19 protein-coding genes and 1 pseudogene are annotated in these 24,008 nt (G+C 59.9%); 10 read left to right on the forward strand and 10 right to left on the reverse strand.

What is annotated here, in order from left to right; all coding sequences use genetic code 11:
* Positions 1 to 60: 60 nt before the first annotated feature.
* Both KHO33_RS12230 and KHO33_RS12235 read right to left on the reverse strand, forming a co-directional pair.
* A complete protein-coding gene (locus KHO33_RS12230; RefSeq protein ID WP_200567844.1) occupies positions 61 to 1,740 on the reverse strand; it encodes an ABC-F family ATP-binding cassette domain-containing protein in 1,680 nt (559 codons plus the stop codon).
* Positions 1,741 to 2,942: 1,202 nt separating this feature from the next.
* Complete coding sequence (locus KHO33_RS12235) at positions 2,943 to 3,908, reverse strand: tetratricopeptide repeat protein (RefSeq protein ID WP_200567845.1); 966 nt, start codon at positions 3,906 to 3,908, stop codon at positions 2,943 to 2,945.
* Between the two features lie 378 nt (positions 3,909 to 4,286).
* Between KHO33_RS12235 and KHO33_RS42050 the strand changes: the two are divergent.
* From KHO33_RS42050 to KHO33_RS12255, 5 genes and pseudogenes are all read left to right on the forward strand, one after another.
* Positions 4,287 to 4,445, forward strand: a pseudogene (locus KHO33_RS42050) (NAD(P)/FAD-dependent oxidoreductase); the annotation flags it as partial.
* A gap of 80 nt (positions 4,446 to 4,525) precedes the next feature.
* Positions 4,526 to 5,791 (forward strand): leucine-rich repeat domain-containing protein, encoded by a 1,266-nt coding sequence (locus tag KHO33_RS12240; protein ID WP_200567846.1) that lies wholly within the window; start codon positions 4,526 to 4,528, stop codon positions 5,789 to 5,791.
* Positions 5,792 to 5,927: 136 nt separating this feature from the next.
* A complete protein-coding gene (locus KHO33_RS12245; protein ID WP_200567847.1) occupies positions 5,928 to 6,128 on the forward strand; it encodes a hypothetical protein in 201 nt (66 codons plus the stop codon).
* Positions 6,129 to 6,234: 106 nt separating this feature from the next.
* Positions 6,235 to 7,182: a pseudouridine-5'-phosphate glycosidase gene (locus tag KHO33_RS12250; RefSeq protein ID WP_200567867.1), complete on the forward strand. Its 948-nt coding sequence runs from the start codon at positions 6,235 to 6,237 to the stop codon at positions 7,180 to 7,182.
* Positions 7,183 to 7,583: 401 nt separating this feature from the next.
* Positions 7,584 to 7,850 (forward strand): hypothetical protein, encoded by a 267-nt coding sequence (locus tag KHO33_RS12255; protein WP_200567848.1) that lies wholly within the window; start codon positions 7,584 to 7,586, stop codon positions 7,848 to 7,850.
* 145 nt (positions 7,851 to 7,995) lie between these two features.
* On the opposite strand, the gene KHO33_RS12260 is transcribed toward KHO33_RS12255, so the two are convergent.
* Positions 7,996 to 9,423: a cytochrome P450 gene (locus KHO33_RS12260; protein ID WP_200567849.1), complete on the reverse strand. Its 1,428-nt coding sequence runs from the start codon at positions 9,421 to 9,423 to the stop codon at positions 7,996 to 7,998.
* A 236-nt stretch (positions 9,424 to 9,659) separates the two neighbouring features.
* The gene (locus KHO33_RS12265; protein WP_200567850.1) at positions 9,660 to 10,157 is read right to left on the reverse strand and encodes a RidA family protein; all 498 of its coding nucleotides are present in this window, start codon (positions 10,155 to 10,157) and stop codon (positions 9,660 to 9,662) included.
* 314 nt (positions 10,158 to 10,471) lie between these two features.
* Here KHO33_RS12265 and KHO33_RS12270 point away from each other — a divergent pair, with 314 nt between their 5' ends.
* Positions 10,472 to 11,143 (forward strand): DUF4336 domain-containing protein, encoded by a 672-nt coding sequence (locus tag KHO33_RS12270; protein WP_266208853.1) that lies wholly within the window; start codon positions 10,472 to 10,474, stop codon positions 11,141 to 11,143.
* 727 nt (positions 11,144 to 11,870) lie between these two features.
* Here KHO33_RS12270 and KHO33_RS12275 read toward each other — a convergent pair.
* Complete coding sequence (locus tag KHO33_RS12275) at positions 11,871 to 12,260, reverse strand: DUF6881 domain-containing protein (RefSeq protein WP_200567852.1); 390 nt, start codon at positions 12,258 to 12,260, stop codon at positions 11,871 to 11,873.
* Between the two features lie 64 nt (positions 12,261 to 12,324).
* Between KHO33_RS12275 and KHO33_RS12280 the strand changes: the two genes are divergently transcribed.
* The 4 genes from KHO33_RS12280 (at position 12,325) to dctA (ending at position 16,445) form a co-directional block, all read left to right on the forward strand.
* Positions 12,325 to 12,951: a tyrosine-type recombinase/integrase gene (locus KHO33_RS12280; protein WP_200567853.1), complete on the forward strand. Its 627-nt coding sequence runs from the start codon at positions 12,325 to 12,327 to the stop codon at positions 12,949 to 12,951.
* Positions 12,952 to 13,222: 271 nt separating this feature from the next.
* Complete coding sequence (locus KHO33_RS12285) at positions 13,223 to 13,726, forward strand: hypothetical protein (RefSeq protein ID WP_200567854.1); 504 nt, start codon at positions 13,223 to 13,225, stop codon at positions 13,724 to 13,726.
* A 491-nt stretch (positions 13,727 to 14,217) separates the two neighbouring features.
* Entirely contained in the window at positions 14,218 to 15,147 is a 930-nt protein-coding gene (locus KHO33_RS12290; RefSeq protein WP_200567855.1) for a LysR family transcriptional regulator, read from the forward strand.
* On the forward strand, positions 15,144 to 16,445 hold the full coding sequence (gene dctA / locus KHO33_RS12295) for a C4-dicarboxylate transporter DctA (protein ID WP_200567856.1): 1,302 nt from the start codon (positions 15,144 to 15,146) through the stop codon (positions 16,443 to 16,445). Before KHO33_RS12290 ends, dctA begins: the two co-directional genes overlap by 4 nt.
* 15 nt (positions 16,446 to 16,460) lie before the next feature.
* On the opposite strand, the gene KHO33_RS12300 is transcribed toward dctA, so the two are convergent.
* From KHO33_RS12300 to KHO33_RS12320, 5 genes are all read right to left on the reverse strand, one after another.
* Positions 16,461 to 17,243: a substrate-binding domain-containing protein gene (locus KHO33_RS12300; protein WP_200567857.1), complete on the reverse strand. Its 783-nt coding sequence runs from the start codon at positions 17,241 to 17,243 to the stop codon at positions 16,461 to 16,463.
* A gap of 46 nt (positions 17,244 to 17,289) precedes the next feature.
* Positions 17,290 to 18,588 (reverse strand): MFS transporter, encoded by a 1,299-nt coding sequence (gene tcuC, locus KHO33_RS12305; protein ID WP_200567858.1) that lies wholly within the window; start codon positions 18,586 to 18,588, stop codon positions 17,290 to 17,292.
* Between the two features lie 139 nt (positions 18,589 to 18,727).
* Positions 18,728 to 21,427, reverse strand: a complete 2,700-nt coding sequence (locus KHO33_RS12310; RefSeq protein ID WP_200567859.1) for a CoA-binding protein — start codon at positions 21,425 to 21,427, stop codon at positions 18,728 to 18,730.
* A 10-nt stretch (positions 21,428 to 21,437) separates the two neighbouring features.
* Positions 21,438 to 22,736, reverse strand: a complete 1,299-nt coding sequence (locus tag KHO33_RS12315) for an ATP-grasp domain-containing protein (RefSeq protein ID WP_097393038.1) — start codon at positions 22,734 to 22,736, stop codon at positions 21,438 to 21,440.
* Between the two features lie 685 nt (positions 22,737 to 23,421).
* The gene (locus KHO33_RS12320) at positions 23,422 to 23,985 is read right to left on the reverse strand and encodes a hypothetical protein (protein ID WP_200567860.1); all 564 of its coding nucleotides are present in this window, start codon (positions 23,983 to 23,985) and stop codon (positions 23,422 to 23,424) included.
* Positions 23,986 to 24,008: the final 23 nt, after the last annotated feature.

The following is a 24,008-nucleotide window of genomic DNA, read 5'->3' on the forward strand; positions in this document are numbered from 1 at the left end:
CCCTTCGACTCGATGCGAGCGCTATGGCAGCTTCCAAACTGGAACTGCCAGGGGCTTAGTTCAGGCGACGACCTTCTGCTCCCCGGCAGCCTGCTCGCGCATACGACGGGCTTCCTCGCGCAGGAACTGCTGGTAATCGTCCAAATCGCCGTCGAAGGGCTCGACGCCACCCTTGGTGACGAGCCAGAACTCGTCACAGACCGCGCGCAGCAGGGACCGGTCGTGACTGACCAGCAACACTGTGCCTTCGAATTCGTTGAGTGCCATGCCTAGCGCTTCGCGTGTGGCCAGGTCGAGGTGGTTGGTAGGCTCGTCGAGCAGCAGCAGGTTGGGGCGCTGCCACACGATCATGCACAACACGAGCCGCGCCTTTTCGCCGCCGCTCATCGTGCCGACCGCCTGATGGACCATGTCACCACTGAAGTTGAAGGTGCCGAGGAAGGTACGAAGCGATTGTTCGGTGCCGCTCTGGCCGGGGGCACGCAGGTGCGCCGGCGTGTCCTTCGCAAGGCGGATCATGTGTTCCAGCGGCGTGTCGAGGGGACGCAGCACGTCGAGTTCCTGCTGTGCGAAGTAGCCGATGTTCAGGCCTTTGCCCTCGCTGATTTCGCCGGCAATCGGCGCCAGCTCGTGCGCCACGGTCTTCACCAGCGTCGACTTGCCCTGGCCGTTGGCACCGAGAATGCCGATGCGCTGCCCGGCCAGCACGGAGCGGTTGATGCCCCGCACGATGACCGTCGGCGGCGTGTCCGGCGCTGCGTCGGTCGGCGCGGGGTAGCCGAAGCTCGCGTCCAGCATCGACAACAGCGGGTTCGGGACGTTGAGCGGCTCCTTGAACTCGAAGGTGAACTCCGCGTCGGCAAGCACCGGTGCGATCTTCTCCATGCGTTCGAGCGCCTTGACCCGGCTCTGCGCCTGCTTCGCCTTCGAGGCCTTGGCCTTGAAACGGTCGATGAATTTCTGCAAATGGGCGATCTTGTCCGCCTGCCTCGCCATCGCGGCCTGCTGCAACAGCAGTTGCTCGGCGCGCATCTCTTCGAACTTGCTGTAGTTGCCGCCATAACGCACCAGCTTGGCGTTGTCGACGTGCACGGTCACCTGCGTCACCGCGTCGAGGAATTCGCGGTCGTGGCTGATCACGACCATGGTTCCCTCGTAGCGCTTGAGCCACGCTTCCAGCCAGACCAGCGCGTCGAGGTCGAGGTGATTGGTCGGTTCGTCGAGCAACAGCAAGTCGGACGGACACATGAGCGCGCGCGCCAGCTGCAGGCGCATGCGCCAGCCGCCGGAGAAGCTGTTGACCGGCTGGCCAAGCTGCGCAGCACTGAAGCCCAGGCCTTGGATTAGCGCCTGGGCGCGTGCGGGAGCATCGTGTGCACCGGCGTCGTGCAGGGCCATGTAGGCGTGCGCCATGCGCATGCCATCGTCGCTGGCCTCAGCGGCGGTTACTTCGGCCTGCGCTGCCAGCAGGATGGTGTCACCCTCGATGACGAAGTCGGTCGCACTCTGCTCGGTCTCCGGCATCTCCTGCGCGACCTGGCCCATTTTCCATGCAGCGGGAATCGAGAACTCGCCGCTGTCTTCGTGCAGCGTGCCGTTGAGAAGGCCGAAGAAGGATGACTTGCCGGCGCCATTGCGGCCGACAAGGCCAATCTTTTCGCCAGGGGTGAAGGTGACAGACGCGCTATCGAGTACGACATTGACGCCACGGCGCAGCGTGACATTACGGACGGAAATCATAAGGAGCTACTTCGGAGAGGATAGGCATGATAGCCCACCGGACGTGCAGGGCTGCTCTTTTCTGGCCGAACGAGTGGAGAACCGCTTGCGCTTTACGGCGCCCACCGGCCGCAAAGCGAGGCGGGCACTGGCGCACTGGGCGATCCGGGCGTTCCGGCTGCGGGGCCAGCGAACAGACGGTGAGTGACGGTTCCTGGCCGATAGCGCCAGTTCGATGAAGGTGCAGTCGTGAGGATGTTGGAATTCTCGATGACAGCTTTCAAGCGGCTCGTGAGAACGCGTACTTCCGGCCAAAACCGGACGCTCGACTTCGTCGGCTGGATTGCTGACAATGTCGGCAAGTCCAAACCGAAAGAGCGCACCGAATGATGCAGTTGCAAGCTCTGCCGCGCGAACTCGCGCTGCAATCGATTTCGCAGCGGGAAATCGTACTTCCACTAAATGCGGCTATCGCTGCGATCGACCACTGTGCGAACCACCAGATCCAGATTTTGGGCTGGGAGGGATGGATTCAGTCTTCGGATGGGCGGGTCGGCCACGGGAACGCGCCGCAGGGAACTACGAGTCTCGAGCATCTTACGATAGCGGAGGCTGCCGACTTCTGTCGTCGGACAATCACAGCTGCCGCAACGGCATGGTTGGAAAGCTGTGCAGGAACGACGGATCGACTGTACTTTTGTGTCACCATTGACTCGACTGGTGCAGCGACAGCGCCATAGGGAGCTGGATTCGGCCACCAACGGCCAGTCGACACCGGCACGTAGATCGTTAACAATCGTGGCTACACATTTGCTCCGGCCATCTACAGATGAAGGTATCGCGAGATTTCGGAATCGTTGTCCGACGAGCCGCACTCACGGCCAAGAATGTCGATCTCTCGACGGTCATGGTCGAATTCAATTTGCGGACCTATTTTGACGAATCTAGCAATCTGATTTCGCTTGGTCCGTTTTTCGGCGGAGATGCAGCAGACTCGTGCATGAGGTCTCTGGAAAAGCTCGGTCTCGCATACATCGACGATTTTTTTATCTTCGAAGGGTTCGTGCCCGACTGGTGTTCGGTCGAAGTATTTTGAAACGCAGCCGCCGGCGAAATGCTTCTGACGGCCAGTTTGAGACGCTCGAGTTCCACGTCCCAATTGTCGACAATAAATTGAAACGTGGCGGTACTTGTAACGCCACGTTTCCCCTAGCGGTGGAAAATTATTGTACCTGAGCCAAGCGCTTAATCTCCCGATCGGCTAGGACACGCTCAACGAATGCCACTGGACATTCAGAGACGGCCGAAACGAATAGCCGTCGGCCGCCATCTGCATCTTTTCTATTTAGATGAGCCTCGCCCGCATATGCATACGCCTCGCATAACTGGTTGCGCAAGTTCTTCTTATCTCCCGTTTTAATCGTTGTGAAAAGTTCGGATTCGCTGATTTCGCCGAGATATAAAGCAATGATTGGATACGGCCAGTTTTTGCGATCTAGGTGCTTCGCAGCATTAAGCAGGTCACCACGATCGTCAATTCCTAGCTGTGAAAAAGCCATATGCCGCCAGATTACGACGTAATACTCTGATTCGCCGCCCGGCGAAAACTTCCCCTGATGAGCTATGCTGAGCCAGTGATCGGCGTCATCGAGCGAGCGGTGATAGTTCTGCTGATAGTACAAGAATCGGAGTCTTCCATACAGCAAGTGGGGCTCGTCGGGATTGATGCGATTTGCGACTGCATAGTCTTTCGCTGCTTCGTCGTCACGCCCCATATCTACAAGGTCATCTGCACGGAAAAGGATCGGCCGAATAGCATCGGGCCTTGCGTTTACTACGACGGTATAGTCGGCTATGGCAGCACTAAGTCGGCCTAATTCCTCGAAGGTTTGGCCCCGCTTCCAATAGACAGTGTAATCGGTTGGCTTCAATTGAATTGCCTTGGTGAAGTCGTCTACCGCCTGTTCATTGTCGCCCACACGAAAACGCACTTCGCCTCTTTCCACATAGAGGCGCGCGTCATTGGGTGCAAGAGATATGGCCTTCGAATATTGTTCGATCTTCAGGCAGTCGGCGGCGGCAAGGCCGGCGTCGGTAGAGCACGCCTGATTCACTTGGGGGTCGGCCGCGGCTACACCGGTGAAGAGCAATCCTTGGGCGAGTAGTGCCGCTGTTAGAAACGCATTCATCGTCCTTCCGCTTTCCTCTGTTATTGACCGCGGTGCTAATCGAATGCCGCAAAGTTAAATAATGCTGTCGTGCTCGACCCAACCAGAGTGCCAGCATGCCTCTGTCAATTTTATATCGAAATTATATGAAAGCTGTTTGATGAACGGCCGTTCTCGGCATATTCGACCGTCCCAAATGGGTCGAAAGTGTGAGTTCGCGGATGCAGGAAGCTGCCGTCCAGCTACTTGATGCCGTCACCGTCGGCAATCCTCTCCATTGCTGACGTGCGACCAAGGACATCCCAATGTCGGATCCGGCCGAACAGCCGACAAACGCTCCCGAGGGCTCCCGCACCTCCATTTCCCCCCAAACGCCCACTCAACGTGATAAGAAGCGGGCATCCAAACAAGCAGAAGCTGACCCTCTCCAAATTCCACGAGGCCTCGCTAGCCCTTCGCAAAGCCTACAACTACACGTTCCCGGACAAGAAGCAAGTGCACATTCACCCGAGCTGCGACGCCAAGCTGGCAGAACGTGTCGCCGGCTCTCACGCATAGCGCGAAGAGTGACGTTGCCTAGGCGGAATGCGCCCGCTCTTCGTGTATAAAGGAGGAAGCCTGTACTACGGGAGCCCGCCGTGCCCGAAACCCCGCCGTCAACCACGAACTCAACCACTGAAGGTCCGAACCCGTCCTTGCCACGAATCATCAAGCCTTGGGCCATCGGCGGCGCAATCGTGCTGTTGCTCGGCATTTTGCTGCTGATCTTCAACCCGTTCCACAAGAGCCCGGATGAGCGGGCACTGAGCGAACTGGGATTCATCAAAGGCACCTGCAACGACAGCGACGCGTCGACAGCCACGCCCGACTCGGAATGCCTGGCGTTGCGGGCGAAACCGACAATGACGGCATCTCAGGTCGCGGCCGCTTTGCCACATCTAAAGAATTCCGACCGCAAGATCGAACTGAATCTGGGAGGCACCCAGATCGATAACCTCGATTCGCTGAAGGGACTGGACGATCTGGAATCGCTTGACCTGACGAACACGCCCGTCTGGAACATCGACGCCCTGAAGGAAATGCACTCGCTGAAAAGGCTTGTGCTCCATCGCACCGATGTCGAAAACATCGCTGCGCTAAAAGGGCTGACCGGTCTGCAATCGCTGAACCTCTGGGATACCCGCGTCTCGAATCTCGACGCGCTCAAGAACCTGCGCGATCTGCGAGAACTCGACCTGCGGGATACACAGGTTCGCGATCTCAACCCGCTCGAAGATTTGCCTCATCTGGAAACGCTCAAACTCGGGGGCGCGAGGAACGTCCGGAACGTCGACGCGCTCAGCCTGCTCTCCTCCTTGCAGACGCTCGACCTCAACGAAACCCAGGTCGACAGCATCAGTGAGTTGAAAAAGCTCTCCGGTCTGCAAGCGCTCTATCTAGCGAACACGCCGCTGCGAGACATCGACGCACTAAAAGGAATGTCTTCGCTCAGGACGCTCGTGCTGGATGGCTCGAAGGTCGATGATATTGACGCGGCGCAGGGCATGCTCCAGCTGAACACGCTGGTGCTCGCTCGCACGCAAGTGACGAACATCGATGCATTGAAGGGGCTCACCGGTCTGCAAAGGCTCAATCTCGCCGACACCCGGGTCGAGAACATCGAGGCGCTGACAGACCTGAAAAGCCTGCGAATGCTCAATCTCTTTCGCACCAGGGTTCGAAACATCGAGCCACTGCGAGGTTTGACCGGTTTGCAGGAACTCTACCTTGCGAACACCCCTGTCGAAGACGTCGACGCGCTGAAAGGGCTCACTGGCCTGCGAGAGCTCGTTCTGTACGGCACCCAGGTCAGGAACGTCGACGATCTCAAAGCTGCGCTTCCAAAAACGCGAATCGTGTGGTGATCATTCGACATTTTTTCAACAAGTGCGCTAGTTCAGACAGCAGCATCCCAGATTTTGATGGTCCTTATTTACCGAGTTCTTCCAGTTCTGCTGTGATGTTCTTCGCCCATGGCATGGATGTGCTGGTCTCGCGTCAATGTTGCCTCACCAAAGTGACGAATCGTTGGCCGACGAGTTTGATGTCCAGCAGCACCCACGCAGCGGCGAGTGGTTCAACCACTTTCTGAAAAAGACCGTGCATGTCGAAACCGGTGAGTCGATGCCTGGACCGGAAGTAGATGCAAACGGCAACGGGATTGTGTGGTTTCTGCGAGAAGTACCAAATTACGGTGACTGAGGACCTATCCGTAACTTCGTGGGCGAGGCGTCCCGCTGCAGCGCGCGACCCGTGGACCAGCCTTGTGTTGCATACTTAAGTGAATCACATCACCGGATACGTCGACATGGTTGCGGACCTTGCACACTCGTGGTTGACCTTCAGCGCACCTGTGGCCGCTGCACAGGCCGCCGGCCGCCCGCTCGTGGCGCTGGAATCGACCATCATCGCCCACGGTATGCCCTATCCAGAGAACGTTCGCACTGCGCGCGAAGTGGAGGCCTTGATCCGTGACCTGGGCGCCGAACCCGCGACTATTGCACTGATCGGCGGGAGAATCCGCATCGGCCTTTCGGATGACGAACTGGAACTGCTCGGCCGCTCGGACCAGGTACACAAGGTCAGCCGCCGCGACTTGCCGGCAGTGCTGGCCGATGGCGGGCTTGGCGCCACGACAGTGGCTGGCACGATGATATGTGCCGCTCTCGCCGGCATCGAGGTCTTCGTTATCGGAGGCATTGGCGGTGTGCACCGGGGCGCGCCCGAAACCTTCGACATTTCGGCCGACCTGCAGGAACTGGCAAAGACCTCGGTGGCGGTGGTCTGTGCCGGTGCGAAGTCCATCCTGGACATCGGGCTCACGCTGGAATACCTGGAAACACTCGGCGTGCCGGTGCTCAGTTGCGAGCAAGACAATTTCGCTGCGTTCTACACGCGGGACAGCGGCTTTCGCGCGGACTTCAAGCTGGACGACGCGGCACAGCAGGCACGCTTCATCCGCACCAAGTGGGACTTGGGCCTCGTGGGCGGCGTGGTGTTGAGCACGCCGGTGCCGGAAGCGGCAGAGATGAGCTTCGAAGAGATCGACGCGCTGACTCAGCAGGCGCTCGCCGAGGCCACTGCGAAAGGAATCACCGGCAAGGCCGTGACCCCCTTCCTGCTAGCTCGCATCAAGGCACTGACGAGTGGACGCAGCCTGGCAACAAACATCGCGCTCGTGAAACACAATGCCGAGGTCGGGGCAAGGCTGGCGCTGGCGTTGGCACATTCAGGGCGCGGGGCAGGCGCGGCGTAGTGGGTTGAACGTCGGTTCCTTTGCGCAGGTTGGATATTCCGTTTTAGCTAAACGGATCCGACTCGGGTGGTCCCACATAGCATCTTTCCGCCAACCTTCAGCTTTCTCCAAAGCGGCCGTTGGAGGCTATGCTTTCCACCTCCTAATCCAATTTGAACAGTAGCCTCGTGATCACCCGCCGAGGCCAGACTATCCCTGGCGATTGTGCTGTCAATCGCCGACCGGGAGACCTATAACATAGCTGTAGCACGATCCTGGATAACGGACCTACCGTCCTTGTCGCCGACGCATCTATCGCGCACCGTCCTGCATCGCCCGATACCCACTCCCGCGCTATTTTTTTACTGGTGGCCTCAATGTAACAACGGAGGCTATGGCGATGTACGTGGAGTGGAGGTGATATGCAACTCGTCATTGCGTTGCCGATAGTGGCCGCGGCATTCATGTATAGCACGCTTGCGAACGCCTACTCGCAAGAAGAGGTCAATGTCTTCGCGCCGACAGATAGCGAAGTCGCAGCCCAGAAACCGGTCGTCGGCCCGATGAACGCCAAGAATGCCGAGAACCGGGCGGACAACCATGCGGGTGGAGCAATGCCAAACCAGCACGCCCCCGGCCCTGAAACCACCGGGTCAAAGCAGCTACCTGCGGCTGAGGCTGCGAAGTAAAGAGTACTACGCTCTAACGCCACGCGACATCGACGCATGCATCACCGTTCACGGCGGCATGCAGATGTGGTCGAGATACCTGGAGTAGGTCTTCAGCATCACGCTCGGAGTTCGCCATGAGTGCGGCAACTGGCAAGCCGGCAAATCACGCTCGTGGCGTAAGTCGTATAGGCATTTGGTTCGGCACCATCGTGAATGCAGAAACTTCTTCGATTTCAGCAGGGTCGATTGCCAGTTCAATCTTGAAGCTCCTCATTAACATCGATAGAACCAGCCTCATCTCGACTGCTGCGAGGTAACGACCCGGGCACACTCTCGGCCCCGCGCCGAATGTCAGGTATGCCTTCTGTTCATGCGCACCTTCCGATGGGTCCCGCGGATGCTTCCAACGGTCAGGGTCAAATATTTCCGGGCGCACAAAATTCCGCGGGTCCAGCATGCTTGGACGCGTGAGAAAGGACATGCGTGTTCCTGCAGGTATGGCAACCCCGCCAAGGCACACGTCAGTCAAGGGCTCGAACGTCTGTATTGGAGCAACGGGCCGCAGTCGCAGTGCCTCACTGCATACCGCCTCGCATAGGTCGAGGTGCTTCAACGCGTCGTAGTTTGGACACACCCTCGATTCGCCGAGCGCCACTCGCGACTGTTCGAATACCCGGTTTTGCAGATGCGAATCCATAGCGACGTACATCAACCCCCAGGCAATTGCGTTAGCCGTCGTGTCTTCACCTGCGACCAGAAGCGTCAGGACGTTCGCCGAGATCTGTTCGTCGGTAACCATCGAGTCGGGTTCGTTGCGCGCCGCGAGCATCGCTTCCAGCAGGTTGTGCGGAGGTGCATCAGGCGACTGGCTCATGCGCTCGCGTGCCCGTTCAATCATTTTCTGAATGTAGCTATGGACCTCCGTCATTGCCTGCGCGAGTCGTCGGTCCTGAGGAAGCGTGACGTAATGCCAATAGGGAAAGAGGGCGGTGACGCGCCTCATCAGTGCCGGCGGTATCAGGCCAAGCTGTTCCTGAATTACCCCCCGTTCGTGCTCGAGCGTATGCGGGTCCTCGCCGAAGGCCAGCGTACTGGTCACGTCAACCGTGTAGCGTTTAAGCTCTTCTGTCATTTCGAGCGTTCTATGTTCCCTCGCCGCCTCTTGCAGGCGAGCGAGAAAACGCCCAGTAATGGCCGCAAGCGTCGGATAAAACGCTTTAACGTTGGAAAAAGACAGTGCCCGCATGACGAGCCGACGCTGCGGCTCCCAAGCCAAGCCTTCCGCAGCGAATAGACCGTTTCCGCCAAGCTCCGCCATAACGGATTCAATTGGCGCAAAACGTCGATAGAGGTGCGGACGTTCGCGCATGACGGTCTGGAACAGTTCCGCCTGGGTCCACACTGTGACAGGAATCGTGCCGAGCTGAACCCTGAATGGCGAACCAAATCGCTTCGCCCACTGCTCCAAAACCAGGTGAAGTTTCGCCGGTGGCATCTGGAACAGATTTCCCAGGAAGGGCAGACCTTGCGGGCATGGTAGATCGGCGACAGTACGAAGAATCTCGTTCGCGCCCAGTCGAAGCTCCGACATATCTTCCTCCGCTTCGCATGCCACCGCGCGAAGACAATGGGCGTGAAGAACGCTCTTGTTGAGGATAGGTCATAGCTCGCAAATGAAGTCCTGGCCGTATATGCAAGCATTGAAAATATTCGGCTTTGGCCGCGTGGGGCTACGTTTCGGCGCTTAAATATGGGAAAGGTCTGCACACATCGAGACGATGGCACCTACACGTGCTTATGGGGTCTGGGCTCAGCGGCAATCCTGGATTACAGGCGCCGTCCGTCAATCTCAACCTCCGCTTCGCATTCGATGGGTACGTTTAGAGGGAGCGCGACGCCGACGGCTGATCGCGCATGCATTCCAATGCCTGGTCCGAATAGTTCAAGGATCAAATCCGAGAAGCCATTTGCGATCCGTGGCATCTGGTCGAACCCTGGCGCTACGTTGACCATTGCAAAGACGCGCACCCAGGCCGTAATGCGATCCAGGTCCCCGAGCGCCTTCTGAAGACTCGCCAACTGTGCAAGCGCCACAAGGCGTGCTGCTGCGTAGCCTTCGTCTGGCGAAACCTCCGCGCCGACTTTTCCGACCGGTTGCGCAATTGTCCCGTCGAGGTTGAGCGGCACGTGTCCTGAGACAAAAGCCCGCGTGCCGCTCACGCGCACCCATGCAAAGGGCAATGACATGTTTACGTTTGCAGGCATCTGTAGCGTCTGCGGTAACGTCAATCCCATTTCCGCCAGCTTTGCTTCGATCCTTGCCATGGCTGTCTCCTCGGGATCCTGCGAAGAACGTTAGATGTTGGTGGTCGGCTTTTCAAGTCGTGACGCGCCGATCACGAAAACCAGGGGATCTATCTCGTCATTAAGCCGATCCCGAAGAACGGGGCTGCGGGCAATCTCACTGGTGCAAAGAACGCATCAGACGGGGATCAGAAGGCCCGACTCCAACAGCGCACGCAGCAAATCGCCGTGATGGTAGCGTGCAGACTCTTGATCACTCGGGTTAGTACTCGTTTGACGGTAGCGAAAGTAGCGGTCGAGAATGTTCAGATTTACACATTGTCGGGAGGATCCCGGTGCTTCAGGAATTGGCGAAGAATATTTGGACCGCTTCGGTTCATCATTCTTTCATCGGTTTGCACGTTGGCACGCGAATGACTGTGATTCGCCTGTCATCGGGCAAGCTGCTGCTGCATTCGCCCGTCGCGCTCCCGGAGCAGCTTCGCAGTGAGATCGACGCGCTCGGGCCAGTCGCGCATATCGTCTGTCCAAACCTGTTTCACCACATGTACGCGTCCGAAGCGGCGGCCACGTATCCACAGGCACTGCTGCACGGTCCAGCCGCCTTGCAACGCAAGCGCCGGGACCTGCGTTTCGGCGCGACGCTGACGGACCAGCCGCATCCCGAATGGCGTGACGATCTCGAACTGCTGACGATTGAAGGCTCCATGCTCGGCGAGACGGTGTTCTATCACCCGGCAACGCGCACACTGATCACCTGCGATCTGGTTGAGAACTTTCGAGCGTCGCCGCATTGGCTAACGCGCAACTATTTGCGCCTGGGTGGCGTGCTCGGCCACGTCGGCTGGCATCCCCTCCTGCGTCTGGTCTATCGCGACCGCAAGCGGGCTCGCGCCTGCGTGGATCAGCTGCTCGCCTGGCCGTTCGAGCAAGTCGTACTGGCGCATGGCGAGCCGCTGACGGACAACGCTCACGCGCAGGTCCGGGCGGGCTTGGCGTGGCTCTGAACCGTGCGTCGCCACCCGAATCTCGCGAGGTTGCGGTCGGCAGCTTTCGACCCGGAGTGGACCTTCGCTTCGCCAAACAGCGGACATTCAACTATCCTGTGCGGCTGACGTCATATAAAGAAAGGGCCGGCACGCTGAATTGCCAAACTTCTCCAGTCCATCTCGCTGTGTTTGCGGGAGCATCGATAACACAGCTGCCACACAAACCACACGTCGAGTCTGGTTCTATATCGGTTTCTGTTGATCCTCGTAAGCAAGTCGCGCGGAGAATTCAGGGGTCTTTTGAAAGAAATATTGCTCGATGAAGTTAATTGCGGCGTCCTCATCCACGAAGTGCTTCACGAAGTCACCGGGTCCCGGGCCAGGCGCCCAATCCCAAACTGACACGTACCAACCATCAGAAGCATGCCAGACCACTGGAACGGGAGCGTCGGTGTCGTCGCGCGTATGCCCATCTTTATAAGCATTACGAAGGCTGGGAAGCGAGTTCCCACGGACGCTGGTTGGCTTCATAACCAGATAACCCGAAGGGTACGCGCGGTGATCGGGCGAGAAGAACGGCTCATTGGGCAATCGCAACCCTAGATTACGCAACCTGTTGATAGAACTTATTGAAAGTAGCATTAGTAATGTGGATAGCAAGAGATGTGTGCAGGCTGAAGCCGATCTTGCATCGTCAACGATTCGAGCGATGACGTCGATTGACTGCTTGTGGCCGAATTGCGCCTTATCCCTCAGTACCCGATGCGTGTTGTGACCACCGGCGGTTGAAGAGCGTTGACTCAATGACGCGTGCGTCGAACTGGTTATCCGAATTTATCTCGGCCAATGGCGGGACAGGTAGCTTTCCAAGCTGAGTTCCCATTGCCGACTTGTGATCGTCAGCGTATCCAACCCGGCCGTCGCGGAAGAACTCTAGTTTGCGAACTTCATAACGTTCGTTGTCGAGCTGCGAGACCAGTCGAATTGGCTCCCCCTCGAAATCATGTCTCCATGCAACATCGATAAATATTGACCGAGATGCCTCGCCCATCTTTTCTCCCCGTGCGCCTGCTCCGGCTTGTTTCGATACCGTCATTGTCGACGATTCGTGCGGTGGCGTCGAAGGTCCGTTCATGGCCGGTTATCGTCCTCGGTGATCGGCGCAGACTGGCACTCCCTTCACTTGAAAGGAGATTGTCATGGACGCGACTACCGTTCTCAGTGGGGCGCGTGTGCCCTGGAATAAAGGCAAGTTGACGGGGCAGAAGCCACCGCTGAAACTGAAAGAGATCTGGGCGATCCGGATCCGTCTGCAGCTGGCGGCAAGAACGCGCGATCTTGCGATGTTCAATCTGGCCATCGACAGCAAGTTGAGAGCGTGCGATCTGACCAAACTGCGAGTGCGTGATATCTGCCTTGGTCAGCGCGTTGCTTCACGGGCAACGGTCATGCAGCAGAAGACGCAACGGCCGGTTCAGTTCGAAATCACCGAGTTAACCCGAGATAGCGCGGAAGCTTGGATCAAGTTAGCGAGACTGTCGCCTTCCGATTTCTTGTTCCCGAGTCGCATTCACGGTTCGCCGCACCTTTCGACGCGTCAATACGCCCGCCTGGTGCATCGCTGGATAGGGTCGATCGGGCTTGACGATACGGCATACGGGACGCACACCATGCGGCGAACGAAAGCGTCGCTAATTTACCGCCGCACGAAAAACTTGCGAGCGGTACAGCTGCTACTTGGTCACACGAAATTGGAAAGTACAGTGCGATATCTCGGTATCGAGGTCGACGATGCGCTGGAGATGGCAGAACAGACGGAGGCTTAAGCCACCATCGGCCGGACAGTAAGGGGACACTGTCCGGCCATTTTCAGTCGGTCGACAACGTCGCGTAGATCGCCGACAATCGGTCCGTCGAAACTTGCAGTCCTGCACATTCCGTCGCAGCACGCTCCTATGAAAACAGAATGCTACGATCCAACACCCTGCGCGTTCAGCCCGGACGCCGATTTCGTCTATCCGGCCGCCCGGCACTGATTGCATGCCCTGGTTGCACCGCCCCGTCGCCCTGTCGGTGCCCCGCCGCGCATGGGGACCCGTGGTTAAGATCCTCGCGATCTGGCTCATTCCGCTGCTCGCGCTGTTCGCGCTGGGCTGGCTGGTGCGCGGCGCCTATCACACACCGGGCCCGCTCGCGACCGCGCTGAAGGTAGCCGGCGCGTTGGTCGGCGGGCCGGCGGCCTGCTGGCTGCTGCGCAAAGTCCCGTCGCGCCGAGACGGGCCGCTGGCCCGCTTGCTCACGAACGTCGCGCTGGGGGCCATTGCGGGTTACGCGATCGTGAGCCTGTCGCTCGACCTGCTGACCCGCCAGACCTCCACGCAGGTGCGGACCGAGCGGGTGCCCTACGAAGTGACCGGCGGCTGGAAGAACTGCCCATACGGCGTCGCCTTCGACGACGATGCGCTGCAGGCGCGGCTGACGCTCTGCGGCTCGGGCCTGGGGGTGCCCAAGCAGCCGGCGTTCGGCACGCTGGAGCTCACCGAGAAGGTTGGCCGTTACGGGATCGTCCTGCAGGACGTCACCGTGGCCGCGCACCGGTGACGTCGAGCAAAATAATTCTGACACTCCAGAATCCCCGTAGATCAAGGCACTCGGGCCACGAGTTGACGACTTTATTGACGGTCTCACCAAAATAATGTCGTCAACTCGCCTGTGTCCGCATTAAATTTGTCAACTCGCGTAGTGGACCACGAGTTCCGGCGGTAAGCTCCTGATTTCTAGGTCGAATTCCGACGCACAATGCGGTCCGTCGCGACGCAGAGTTCAGACGGGACGCTTTTTGACTCAAGCCAAGTACGCCGGTGGCGGAAATGCGACGTTGTGGGACAGGCGGGGGCGACCGCATCCGACGGCTTTCGGCCATGAAGAGACACCCACCTCTCTGCCATGAATGACCGCTGACACGACGAAACCGGCCCCTCGCTCCCGACTTCGGTGCGATCCCCGGTGGGCTGAATTACCGAGTGTTGTCCTTGATGGGCGCTTTTGCCCGCATCATGCAAAATAGCCGCATAAAATGCGGAGGATGGATCGTGGGCGTCAACTTCGACCTGAACGATTTGCAGGCGTTTCGAGCCGTCGTGGAGTTGGGCAGCTTCCGCAAAGCAGCGGAGGCAGTCAACATTTCGCAGCCGGCGCTCAGCCGGCGCATCGAGAAGCTCGAAGCGGCGCTCGGCGTGCGGCTTTTCGAGCGAACCACGCGCAGCGTGACGCTCACCACCGTAGGACGCGTGTTCGCCCCAAGCGCAGAACAACTTCTGGACGACCTCGATGTCGCGTTGCTCGGCATCCGCGACGTCTCCACGAGCCGCCTGGGTCATGTGACCATCGCATGCGTGCCGTCGGTTGCCTACTATTTCCTGCCGAGCGTGGTTGCCGCTTATCACAGCCGCTATCCGCGGATCCGGGTCAAGCTGCTCGACTCGAGCGCCAATGAAGTGCTCGGCTCGGTAATCAGCGGCGAAGCCGATTTCGGCGTGAGCTTCATGGGCAGCCAGGAGCCCGAAGTCGAATTCAAGGTCCTGCTGCAGGAACGGTTCGTCGCCGCATGCCGTCGCGATCATCCGCTGGCCCGAAAGACCCGTGTGTCCTGGAGCGAGCTTTATGAACACGAATATGTTTCCGTCGACAAGACTTCTGGCAACCGCCTGCTGCTCGATCAGGCGCTGACCACCGTGGCGCCGAGGAAGCCTAGCGTCTGCGAGACCCGCCATGTCACCACCATGCTTGGCCTGATCGAAGCAGGACTCGGTGTGGCCGCCGTGCCCTCAATGGCGATGCCCATGCGCGACCATCCGATTCTGACAAGCGTGCCGCTCGTCGATCCGGTCGTGACGAGACGTGTCGGGATCGTCAGCCGCCGGGGGCGTCCGCTCGCGCCGGCCGCGCAGCAGTTCTATCAGATGATTCTCGACACGAAGCGCAGCGGCATGGCCCGCGCGGCGAAGAAGACTTCGAAATGACACTGCCAAGGCCATTCAGGCTGCTGTACGTCCAGGTCCTGCTTGGAATGGGGTTGGGCATGACCGTCGGCCACTTCTGGCCACAGGTCGGCGCGTCGCTAAAACCGCTCAGCGATGCGTTCGTCGCGCTGGTACGCATGATGATCGCGCCGATCGTCTTCTGCACGATCGTCACCGGCATCACGTCGCTTGCGAGCGGCTCGAAGATCGGCCGGACCATCCTGAAGGCGCTGGCTCTGTTCTACTTTCTCACCATCGTTGCGCTCGTTCTGGGGCTCGCGACCGCGTTCGCGCTGCACCCGGGCGCGGGACTGCACATCGACGCGCATCATCTGGACACGGCCATCCTCGCGCAGTATTCGACGCGCACGCAGTCGCACGGACTCGTCGAATTCGCGCTGCATGTGATTCCGGAGACGCTTGTCGGCGCTTTCGAGAAAGGCGAGGTGCTACCGGTCTTGCTGCTCGCCCTTCTGTTTGGCTTCGCATTGAACGCCAACCAAAGCGCCGGGCGCCGGGTACAGGAATTCATCGACGGCATCGCGCACGTGCTGTTTCGCATCCTCGCGATGATCATGCGGCTTGCGCCCGTCGGCGCATTCGGCGCGATGGCGTTCACGGTGGGCCGCTTCGGCATTCGTTCGATTGGCTCGCTCGGCATGCTGATGGTGTCGTTCTATGCGGCGTGCCTGCTGTTCGTCGTCTGCGCGCTCGCTCCACTTGCACGCCTGCATGGCTTCTCACTCTGGCGGCTGCTGCGCTACATCCGCGAGGAACTCGTCATCGTGCTCGCGACGTCGTCGACCGAACCCGTGCTGCCGCGCCTCATCGTCAAGCTCGAAGCGCTTGGCTGCGACAAGGGTATCGTCGGACTGGTGCTGCCGGCCGGCTATTCTTTCAATCTCGACGGCACGGCGATCTACCTGACGCTCGCCTCGATGTACATCGCGCAAGCGTGCGATGTACACCTCTCGGGCGCCCAGATCGCGACGATGCTTGTGGTCATGCTGATCACGTCGAAGGGCGCGGCGGGCGTGTCGGGCAGCGGACTGGTTGCGCTCGTCGCGACGCTCGCCGTCATTCCCGATCTGCCGGTTGCAGGCGTCGCGCTACTGGTCGGCATCGATCGCTTCATGTCCGAGGCGCGGGCCCTGACGAGCGTGATCAGCAACGCCTGCGCGGTGATCTTCGTATCGATGTGGGAGCGCGCCTGCGACCCAACGCGTCTGAGGGATGCATTGAGCCTGGCGCATGAACCCGAAGAAGCTTTCGATCAGCCCGCCGACCTGCCGGGCTGAATCGTTGCCGCCGTCTCAATGCGTGGCGACGGAATCGAGCCCGGTCGATGTCACCTCCGGCTGCACGGCGGGCGACGCGAGATAGTCGAGCAGCGCTTTCGCCTCCTTCGGATGCTGCGCGCCGACCGGGATGCCGGCCGCAAAGCGCGTGACGGACTGCATCGACTCCGGAATCTTGCCGACGTACGCCGCGCCCTTCACCGGGAGCAACTCGCTCACCTGCTGAAATCCCACTTCGTAGTCGCCGGTTGCAACCACCGACGCCACCGGGATCTTCGGGATCATCTTCGCCTTGGTCTTCACCTGTTCCTCGATGCCTAGCCGCTTGAACAACTCGCGCTCGATATAAACACCGCTCGCGCTATCCGAGTAAGCGATCGACCGGGCATGCAGCAAGGTTGCCTTGAGCGCCGCCTCGGACCCGATGTCGGGCTTCGGCGCGCCGTCGCGCACCACCATGCCGATCCGCGAATCCGCAAGCTCGACGCGCGAATCGGGAATCACCTTGCCCTGCTTGATCAGGTCGTCGAGGGCGTAGCCGACCATGATCACCACGTCGGCAGGCTCGCCGCGCTGGAGCCGGTTCGGAATGGCCTCCGGCGACTTGCCCATCGACGGGCCGAGCGCGGTATCGAGCGTATTGCCGGTGGACGCCGCGAACTTCGGGCCGAGCAGCTTGTAGGCGGCGGTAAAGCCGCCCGAACTCATCACATGCAGATCTGCGGCCTGCACATTCGCCGCAGCAGCGCAGGTGCCGAGCAGCGCCGCGGTGCAGAGTTTCAGAAGAAAGGGTTTCATGGGGCGATAGAATGTCAGTCTAATGTTCGAGGAGACGTGCGATGCTTCAGGGAGCCGCATGCAGCGGAACGCGACGGCGCCGGTACAGTGCGAGTGTTGCACCGAGCCCGCACACCGCGGCGAAGCTCATCCAGTAGCCTGGCGCGGCTTTATCACCCGTCATATGAATGAGCGCGGTCGAGATGACGGGCGTAAAACCTCCGAAGACCGCCGTCGCGAGGCTGTAGGCGAGAGAGAATCCGGCGACGCGCACCTCGACTGGCATCACTTCGGTGAGCGCGACGACCATCGCGCCGTTGTAAATGCCGTACATGAACGAGAGCCAGAGCAGCACAAGCAGCATGTTGACGAAGCTCGGTGCGTGGGCCAGCAGCGACAGCGCCGGGTAGGCGGTCGCAATTGCCAGGATCGTCATCGCAAGAAGGAGCGGACGGCGTCCGATTCTATCCGACAGCGCACCACCGATCGGCAGCCAGATAAAATTGGAGACACCCACGCACAGCGTGACGAGCAGGCTGTCGGCAGTGCTCAGATGCAGGACCGTCTTGCCAAAGGTCGGCGCATACACCGTAATCAGATAGAAGCTCGTGGTGGTCATTGCGACCAGCAGCACGCCCGCGCTCACGACATTCCAGTTCTGCGCGAGCGTCGTAAAGACTTCTTTCATGCTCGGGCGATGCTGGCGCTGTTTGAATTCCTGCGTTTCCTCGAGATTGCGCCGCAGGATGAAGATGAAAGGCACGATCATGCAGCCGACGAAGAACGGCACGCGCCATCCCCACGCAGCGATCGCCGCCGTGTCGAGCCACTGATTGAGCGCGAAACCGAGCGCGGCAGCGATGACGATCGCCACCTGCTGGCTCGCCGACTGCCAGCTCGTGAAGAAGCCCTTGCGGCCCGGCGTCGCCATCTCGGCGAGATAAACCGATACGCCGCCCAGTTCCGCACCCGCGGAGAAGCCCTGCAGCAGACGGCCAATGAGAACCAGGCCCGGGGCGAAGAGTCCGATCGTCGCATAGCCGGGCACGAACGCGATCAGGATGGTGCCGCTCGCCATGATCGACAGCGTGACGATCAGGCCCTTGCGGCGGCCGACATCGTCGATGTACGCGCCGAGGATGATCGCACCGAGCGGCCGCATCAGGAAGCCCGCGCCGAACACTGCGAACGTCATCATCAGTGAAGCGAACTCGCTCCCCGCCGGGAAAAAGACCGCGGCAATCTGCGTGGCATAGAAGCCGAACAGGAAGAAGTCGAACTGCTCCAGGAAGTTGCCTGCCGTCACGCGTAGCACGGCGGATGCCTTCGATTGCCCGGGGGCCAGCGGGGGTGAGGAGGGATGCATCGAGTTGTCTCCAGAAATTTTGAACTTGCGGTGTTCGGGCGATTTTTTGTTTGTCGAATATTCGCCCGAACCACACGAAACGATAAGTGCTATTTTCGAAACGATTGATGTCCGTTGGTTATCAGTGTCGGGGAAGCGCTCAAGCTACAAAGCGGCACTGGGACGCGGGCGTTCGGGTGTCCATGTTGCGCCCCCGGTTCAGGTGATCGTCGATTTCCGCCGCGCATCCGAGCATGCGGGGATAAAGGAAGATCGTGAACGCGGCGATTTCCAGATCAGTCTCGGTCAATTCACCACGTTGCAGCGGCTGCCACAGCATCTTCAGCAGCAGCGCTGCGATCACCGCATCGACGTTGACGCAATATACGTTGCGGGACACGCCAGCATCGAACAACGCCTGCACAAGTTCGCGATAGAACGCATGGAACACGTTGTATTCCCCACGCTTCTCGCACAGGTCCGCGATGAACACTTCGCGCGGGTCGTGGTTGACCGGCCTGTCCTTGAAGACGGGATGGTTCACGCCCGGCAGCTTCGCGATGTCGAGGCTGCCGGCATGCTTCTGCCGGGCCTTGTACTGTGCATACCGCTCGACCGAGCGCTCGGCCAGCGAGCGCAGGTCCACGCCATGTGCAGGGTCGGACGGATCGGCGAGGCCGCTGTCCCCGAACGCCTCGATCAGGAACGCGATGCCCTCATAGCCGTTGCCGCCATGCGTATAGCCGGTATGCGTGAGAAAGCCGACCAGCGCCTTGTTCAGTTGCACTCGCGCTGGACTTTCCGGACCGTCGGCCGATACCGCGCCTTTCGCACCCTGCGCCGAGATGGCTCCCGGACCGTTGGTGAGCAGCAGACCTACGAGCGTCTTGAAAGCGAACAGATCGTCGGGCCCGGGCTCGAGGTTGAGCAGCGCGGCAAAGCAGATTTCCGTGAGGCTGTGTTCGTTCAGCAAAGCTTGCGTGGTAAAGCCGCAGAAGTCGTCTCGACGGTGTCGCGAGGCGTCCGCCGATGCGCCGATCAGCGTCCCGAACAGCATGGTCCACCAGGGCAGGCTCTCGGCCGTAACGCGCGAGATGCGCTTTCGCATCAGCGGTCCCCATGCGAGCGTCGTGGTGATTGCGGCCAGCACCGCGTCGGCCGTCGGGTGATCAGGCTGAGACGCGAGCCAGCGGACGAGGACCGACTGGGCCCCACGCTCGGCGAGTCCCGCGAGCATCGCCTCAGCGCGCGGATCGCTTGAGTCTGCGAAAAACGGCTCGCTGCCGCCCGCGTCGATCCGGGCGATGTCGAAGTTCTCATCGAGCGCGCTCGTAAGACCGGCTGCCGAGAAGCGATCGATCATCCATTTCGCGGCATCCCGAGCCGCTCGCTGGCGATTCGGCCCGATGATCGAAGCCGCGGCGGCCAGGATCGCGTTGGGCGCGTTTCCGGCCTCGCGAGCGGCTTGCGCAGCCGCGAGTTCCGGTGTTCCGTGCAGATTGACGAACGCGGCGATCGCGACATCGATGAGCTTCTCGTCGTTCTCGCCGCCGAACTCGTGAAGCAGGGCAAGGCTGACGTTCGCTTCTAACGAATGCGTCGCTGCGTCGAGCATTGAGGCGCCATGCAGGCTGCTGACCTGCGTTTTCGCATCCATCTGCGAAGCACCCGACGCATCCTTCAGCGCCTGACGTGGCGCAATCGCACCGACTTGTCGATTGACCTGCGAGACCTGCTCGTCGTAGGGCGCGACTGCTCCCACTACTGGGATCGCAAGGTGGGGCGGAAGCTGGATCCCCTGGTCGGAGCCGAACCACGGCTTGAGCGCAAGGCTGCCTTCGGGCTCGAAGTCAGGCATCGTCGCGTTGGCGCGCATGACGGCGGTCAGGGCCGCTGGGATATGCGCGATGTTCGTTACGACCGCGCCCGCGGCGGAGCAGCACGGATCGTCAGGAGTGAAGAGGCGGTCCACGCCGAACTTCTCCATGAACCAGCGCTCCTTGGCTTGCGCGTCGTCGGAACCGCCCGCCATCGCGCCCGCATGGCCGACCGCTCGCGTGAGGCGGCTCTTCCACCGGCCCACCACACAGGCGACCACCGGTTTCGTGAAGGCCGCATCAGCCTCGTAGTAGCCGCCCGGTTCGCAATAGAGCACAGCGGCCTTGCTGCGCGCATCGTTGGCGAGTGCGAACGCAAATTCCGGCGCGGCATAGTGGATGTAGACGTCCTTTCCGCTCGAGATGACGGTCGACGTGCCCCAGCCGCTCATGCGCAGGTATTGCGCGATCGTCGTACTGAAGCCGCCGGAATTCGAGAAGATAGCGATCGATCCCTTGCGCAATGAGTCGTCCGGACTATCGCCGCCGAGTGCTCCGCCGATTCTCACGCGATTGCATGAGTCAGCGACGCCGAGCCCGTTCGCGCCGAAGATGTCGATGCCCGCCTGCTGAGCCATCGCGCGGATTTCGCGGGCGTCGTGCACGGAGATCTTTTCGGTGATGATGAAAATCTTCTTCAGATCGGGATTGACGCGGATCAGTTCGGCGACGCCGTCGCGGGCCGCCGATGGCGGTAGATAAACCACGCCGCAGTTGAACCGGTGCCCCGCTTCCAGACCCTCGCGGACGTTGTTGTAAACCGGAATATCGCCGATAGATGTGGCGAGCACCTGGCCGCCCTTGCCCGGCGCCGTGCCGAAGACAATATTGCCGCCCGAGAATGCATGACTGACGGGCGTCACGTCCGAAGACTCGCCGCCCAGGATGTTAAGTACGCACACGCGATCGTCGCGCGTGGCGATCTGCGCGAGCGAGTTGACGCCAACGAAATACTTGAACTGGTTGCTGGTTTGCTTGTACATGTCGCTCTCCTCAGGCTTGACCCGTTTCGGTTTCGGTCGCGGGCGCGCCGATCCGTGCTGCGATCTCGGCTCGCCCGCCGGCGCGCATCCACGCATCCGCCTGCCGTGCGTACTGGATGACCTCACTGATGTCGGAATCGAATCCGAACAGCCGGTACGGCAGGCCGAGCGAGTCGCATGTATCCCTCAGCGCGGCCATCCCTCGCACGAGGTTCGGCCCTCCGCGGCCGAGCACCACGTAAAGCGGCGTCGGCCCATGTTCGCTGAAGTGTTCGCGAAGAGCATCGGCCATCGCTCGCAGCGTCTCGAAGATGTCGGTGTTATTCGACTTGCCGCCGATGATGAAAAGCACATTCGATTGCTTGAGCCAGTGCCTGAAGCAGATTCGGGCCACTTCCTTCATCTTTGCGTAAGGCGGATTGCCGCCGAAATCCGACGAGATGATCGCGGCGTCGCCGAGCATTTCAGTCACGAGCGAATTGGCGCCGCCTCCGAAGGTCGGCGCGAGGATTGTCCCCTTGTCGTTGATCACGTACACGTCGCTCTGCCCCTGGTGGGTGCGAAGCTGATTGATCTCCTGTTCGAAATCGGAGTAATCCGCGGAGAACAGATGAGGCGGCAATCCGAGACGCGCCCAGCGCGGATCGTCGCGATCGAAGCCGCACTTGAAGTCGCAGGCAACCGGCGTGAGGCGTCCGTTCTTGTCCTCGCGCATGCGGATCGGATTCAGTTCCAGCGTAGTCATGCCGAAGTCGTGAAAGAGCTCCCAGAGTTTCGGCAACTGCTGAACCAGCGGCGAGATGATCTCCTTCGGCGCACCGATCTCGCTAAGCGCATTCGCGACGACGAACGCCTTCAGGCCGGTCAGCGCATCGAACGGCACCATCGCCACATGCTTCGGATCGACCTCTTCGATGTCCATGCCGCCCATGTGCGAAAGCGTCATGGTCGGTGCGCGAAAGCGGGTGGAATCAGTGATCGAGAAGTAGACCTCGTGTTTGGCCGGGACACCAGCTTCGAACGTCACGCCGTTCGCCTTCGCTTTCAGGTGCCCGACCGTGTGCTCGGCGAAGTACAGCCGTTCCTTTTCGGCCAGCGCTGTCTTCAGATCGGTCGCGCGGCCCAGCAGGCCCGCCTTGCCCTTCTTGCCGACTCCGCCCTTGAAGACCGGCTTGATGAAGATCTGACGATGACGATCGATCATCGTCTTGATTTCCTCCTCGCTGGCGCTCGGACCGAGGATCTCACTCGCTGGGAATCCGACGAATTGCAACAGGCGTGCGCCGTGTAACATACCGGTGATTTGCATGGAAACGTCTCCTGAAGGTCATTGCGATAGAAAAGAAAACAGGCCGCTCGTCGCTGACGCGCTTCGGTCGTAAGCGACAGGTGTGAAACGCGGCCGTAACGCCGTTGGAGTTCGGCTTGGCGGGGCTCTGGCGTGCTTTATGTTGTCCGATGCCTGAACCGGCTGGACCGCGGAAAACTGCACGGCCCAACAAGGCGGGTCGCAGGAATGTCTTGCAGCGCGTTAGCCGCGCAAGTTCCGCCGTACATTGTGCATAGTCGTGTCTCCGATTCGTTTTACTTTCGTTCCAATGTCGCTGGAATCTTGAGTACAGATACTCACGCAAAAGGATCTACGCGATAAGTGCATTTTTTTGAAGCATTGATGTTCGGGTGTTATCAATGCAGTTGGATGAACGTGGCATCGCCGCCACGTTCCTCTCCGCAGCCTGTCGGGGCAGACGTGTCAGCGGTCCAAGCTCTGAGATGACTTCAGTTGATGGTCCGTTGTCGGCGAATGAAGGGACATTCGGTATTTGCCGGAGACCGTCCGTTCAGGGTCGGGAGTACGCATTGCCGACTGGCCGCTTCGGGACCGCGGAATTCCAGTGACTGCTTTCGAGCGGTGAGTTTGGGGAGAGGACTGACGCAGCCCGACCCATTGTGGACCTTCGGCCTTCTCCAAAGCGGCCGTTCAAGGTCCGGGGCTATCTTGGGTTTGGGTCGGCGAGGCGCGCTGCTGACTCGTCAAACCACCTGAGGAACTTATGGATAGCGTCGGTGGCGGCGGGAATTGATGTGTGCAAGGATCGAATCGTGTCGAATCTTCGTTGCAGAATAAGAATCTTTGATGGCTGTGTTGGCGGGCAAAAAATAAAAGCCTTGTCTTCCCGATCGAATTGCTCGCCCCAATTGGTCAAGAAGTTAAAAACGCCATATTCCGCCCAATCGCGCTTGCACTCGGAAACAGTCCGGCCATCATCTTCAAGTAATTGATCACCTTGAGCCCCGTACAACAATCGATCAAGACGATTGATTAACTGTTCGTCGCTCAAACCGTCCAGATCACTTCGCCAAAGATCTGGAAGGGCCGCCACGAGCTCCGTGAAACCTCGATATGCCGAATACAAAGAACATCGCGGATCGGAAAAATCGCCTAGCGACGTATTTGTGCACCAAACTTGCATTCGCCCATAGACGGCGGAGGGAAGGGCCAGACCAGGCTCGATCATGGCTTCGATTGCAAAGTCAGATTTTGAACCGAATAACATCGATCAGTGTCCGTAGTCTCAAT

Origin of the sequence: Paraburkholderia nemoris (genome assembly GCF_905221015.1) — a bacterium.
Taxonomy (GTDB): Bacteria; Pseudomonadota; Gammaproteobacteria; order Burkholderiales; family Burkholderiaceae; genus Paraburkholderia; species Paraburkholderia nemoris.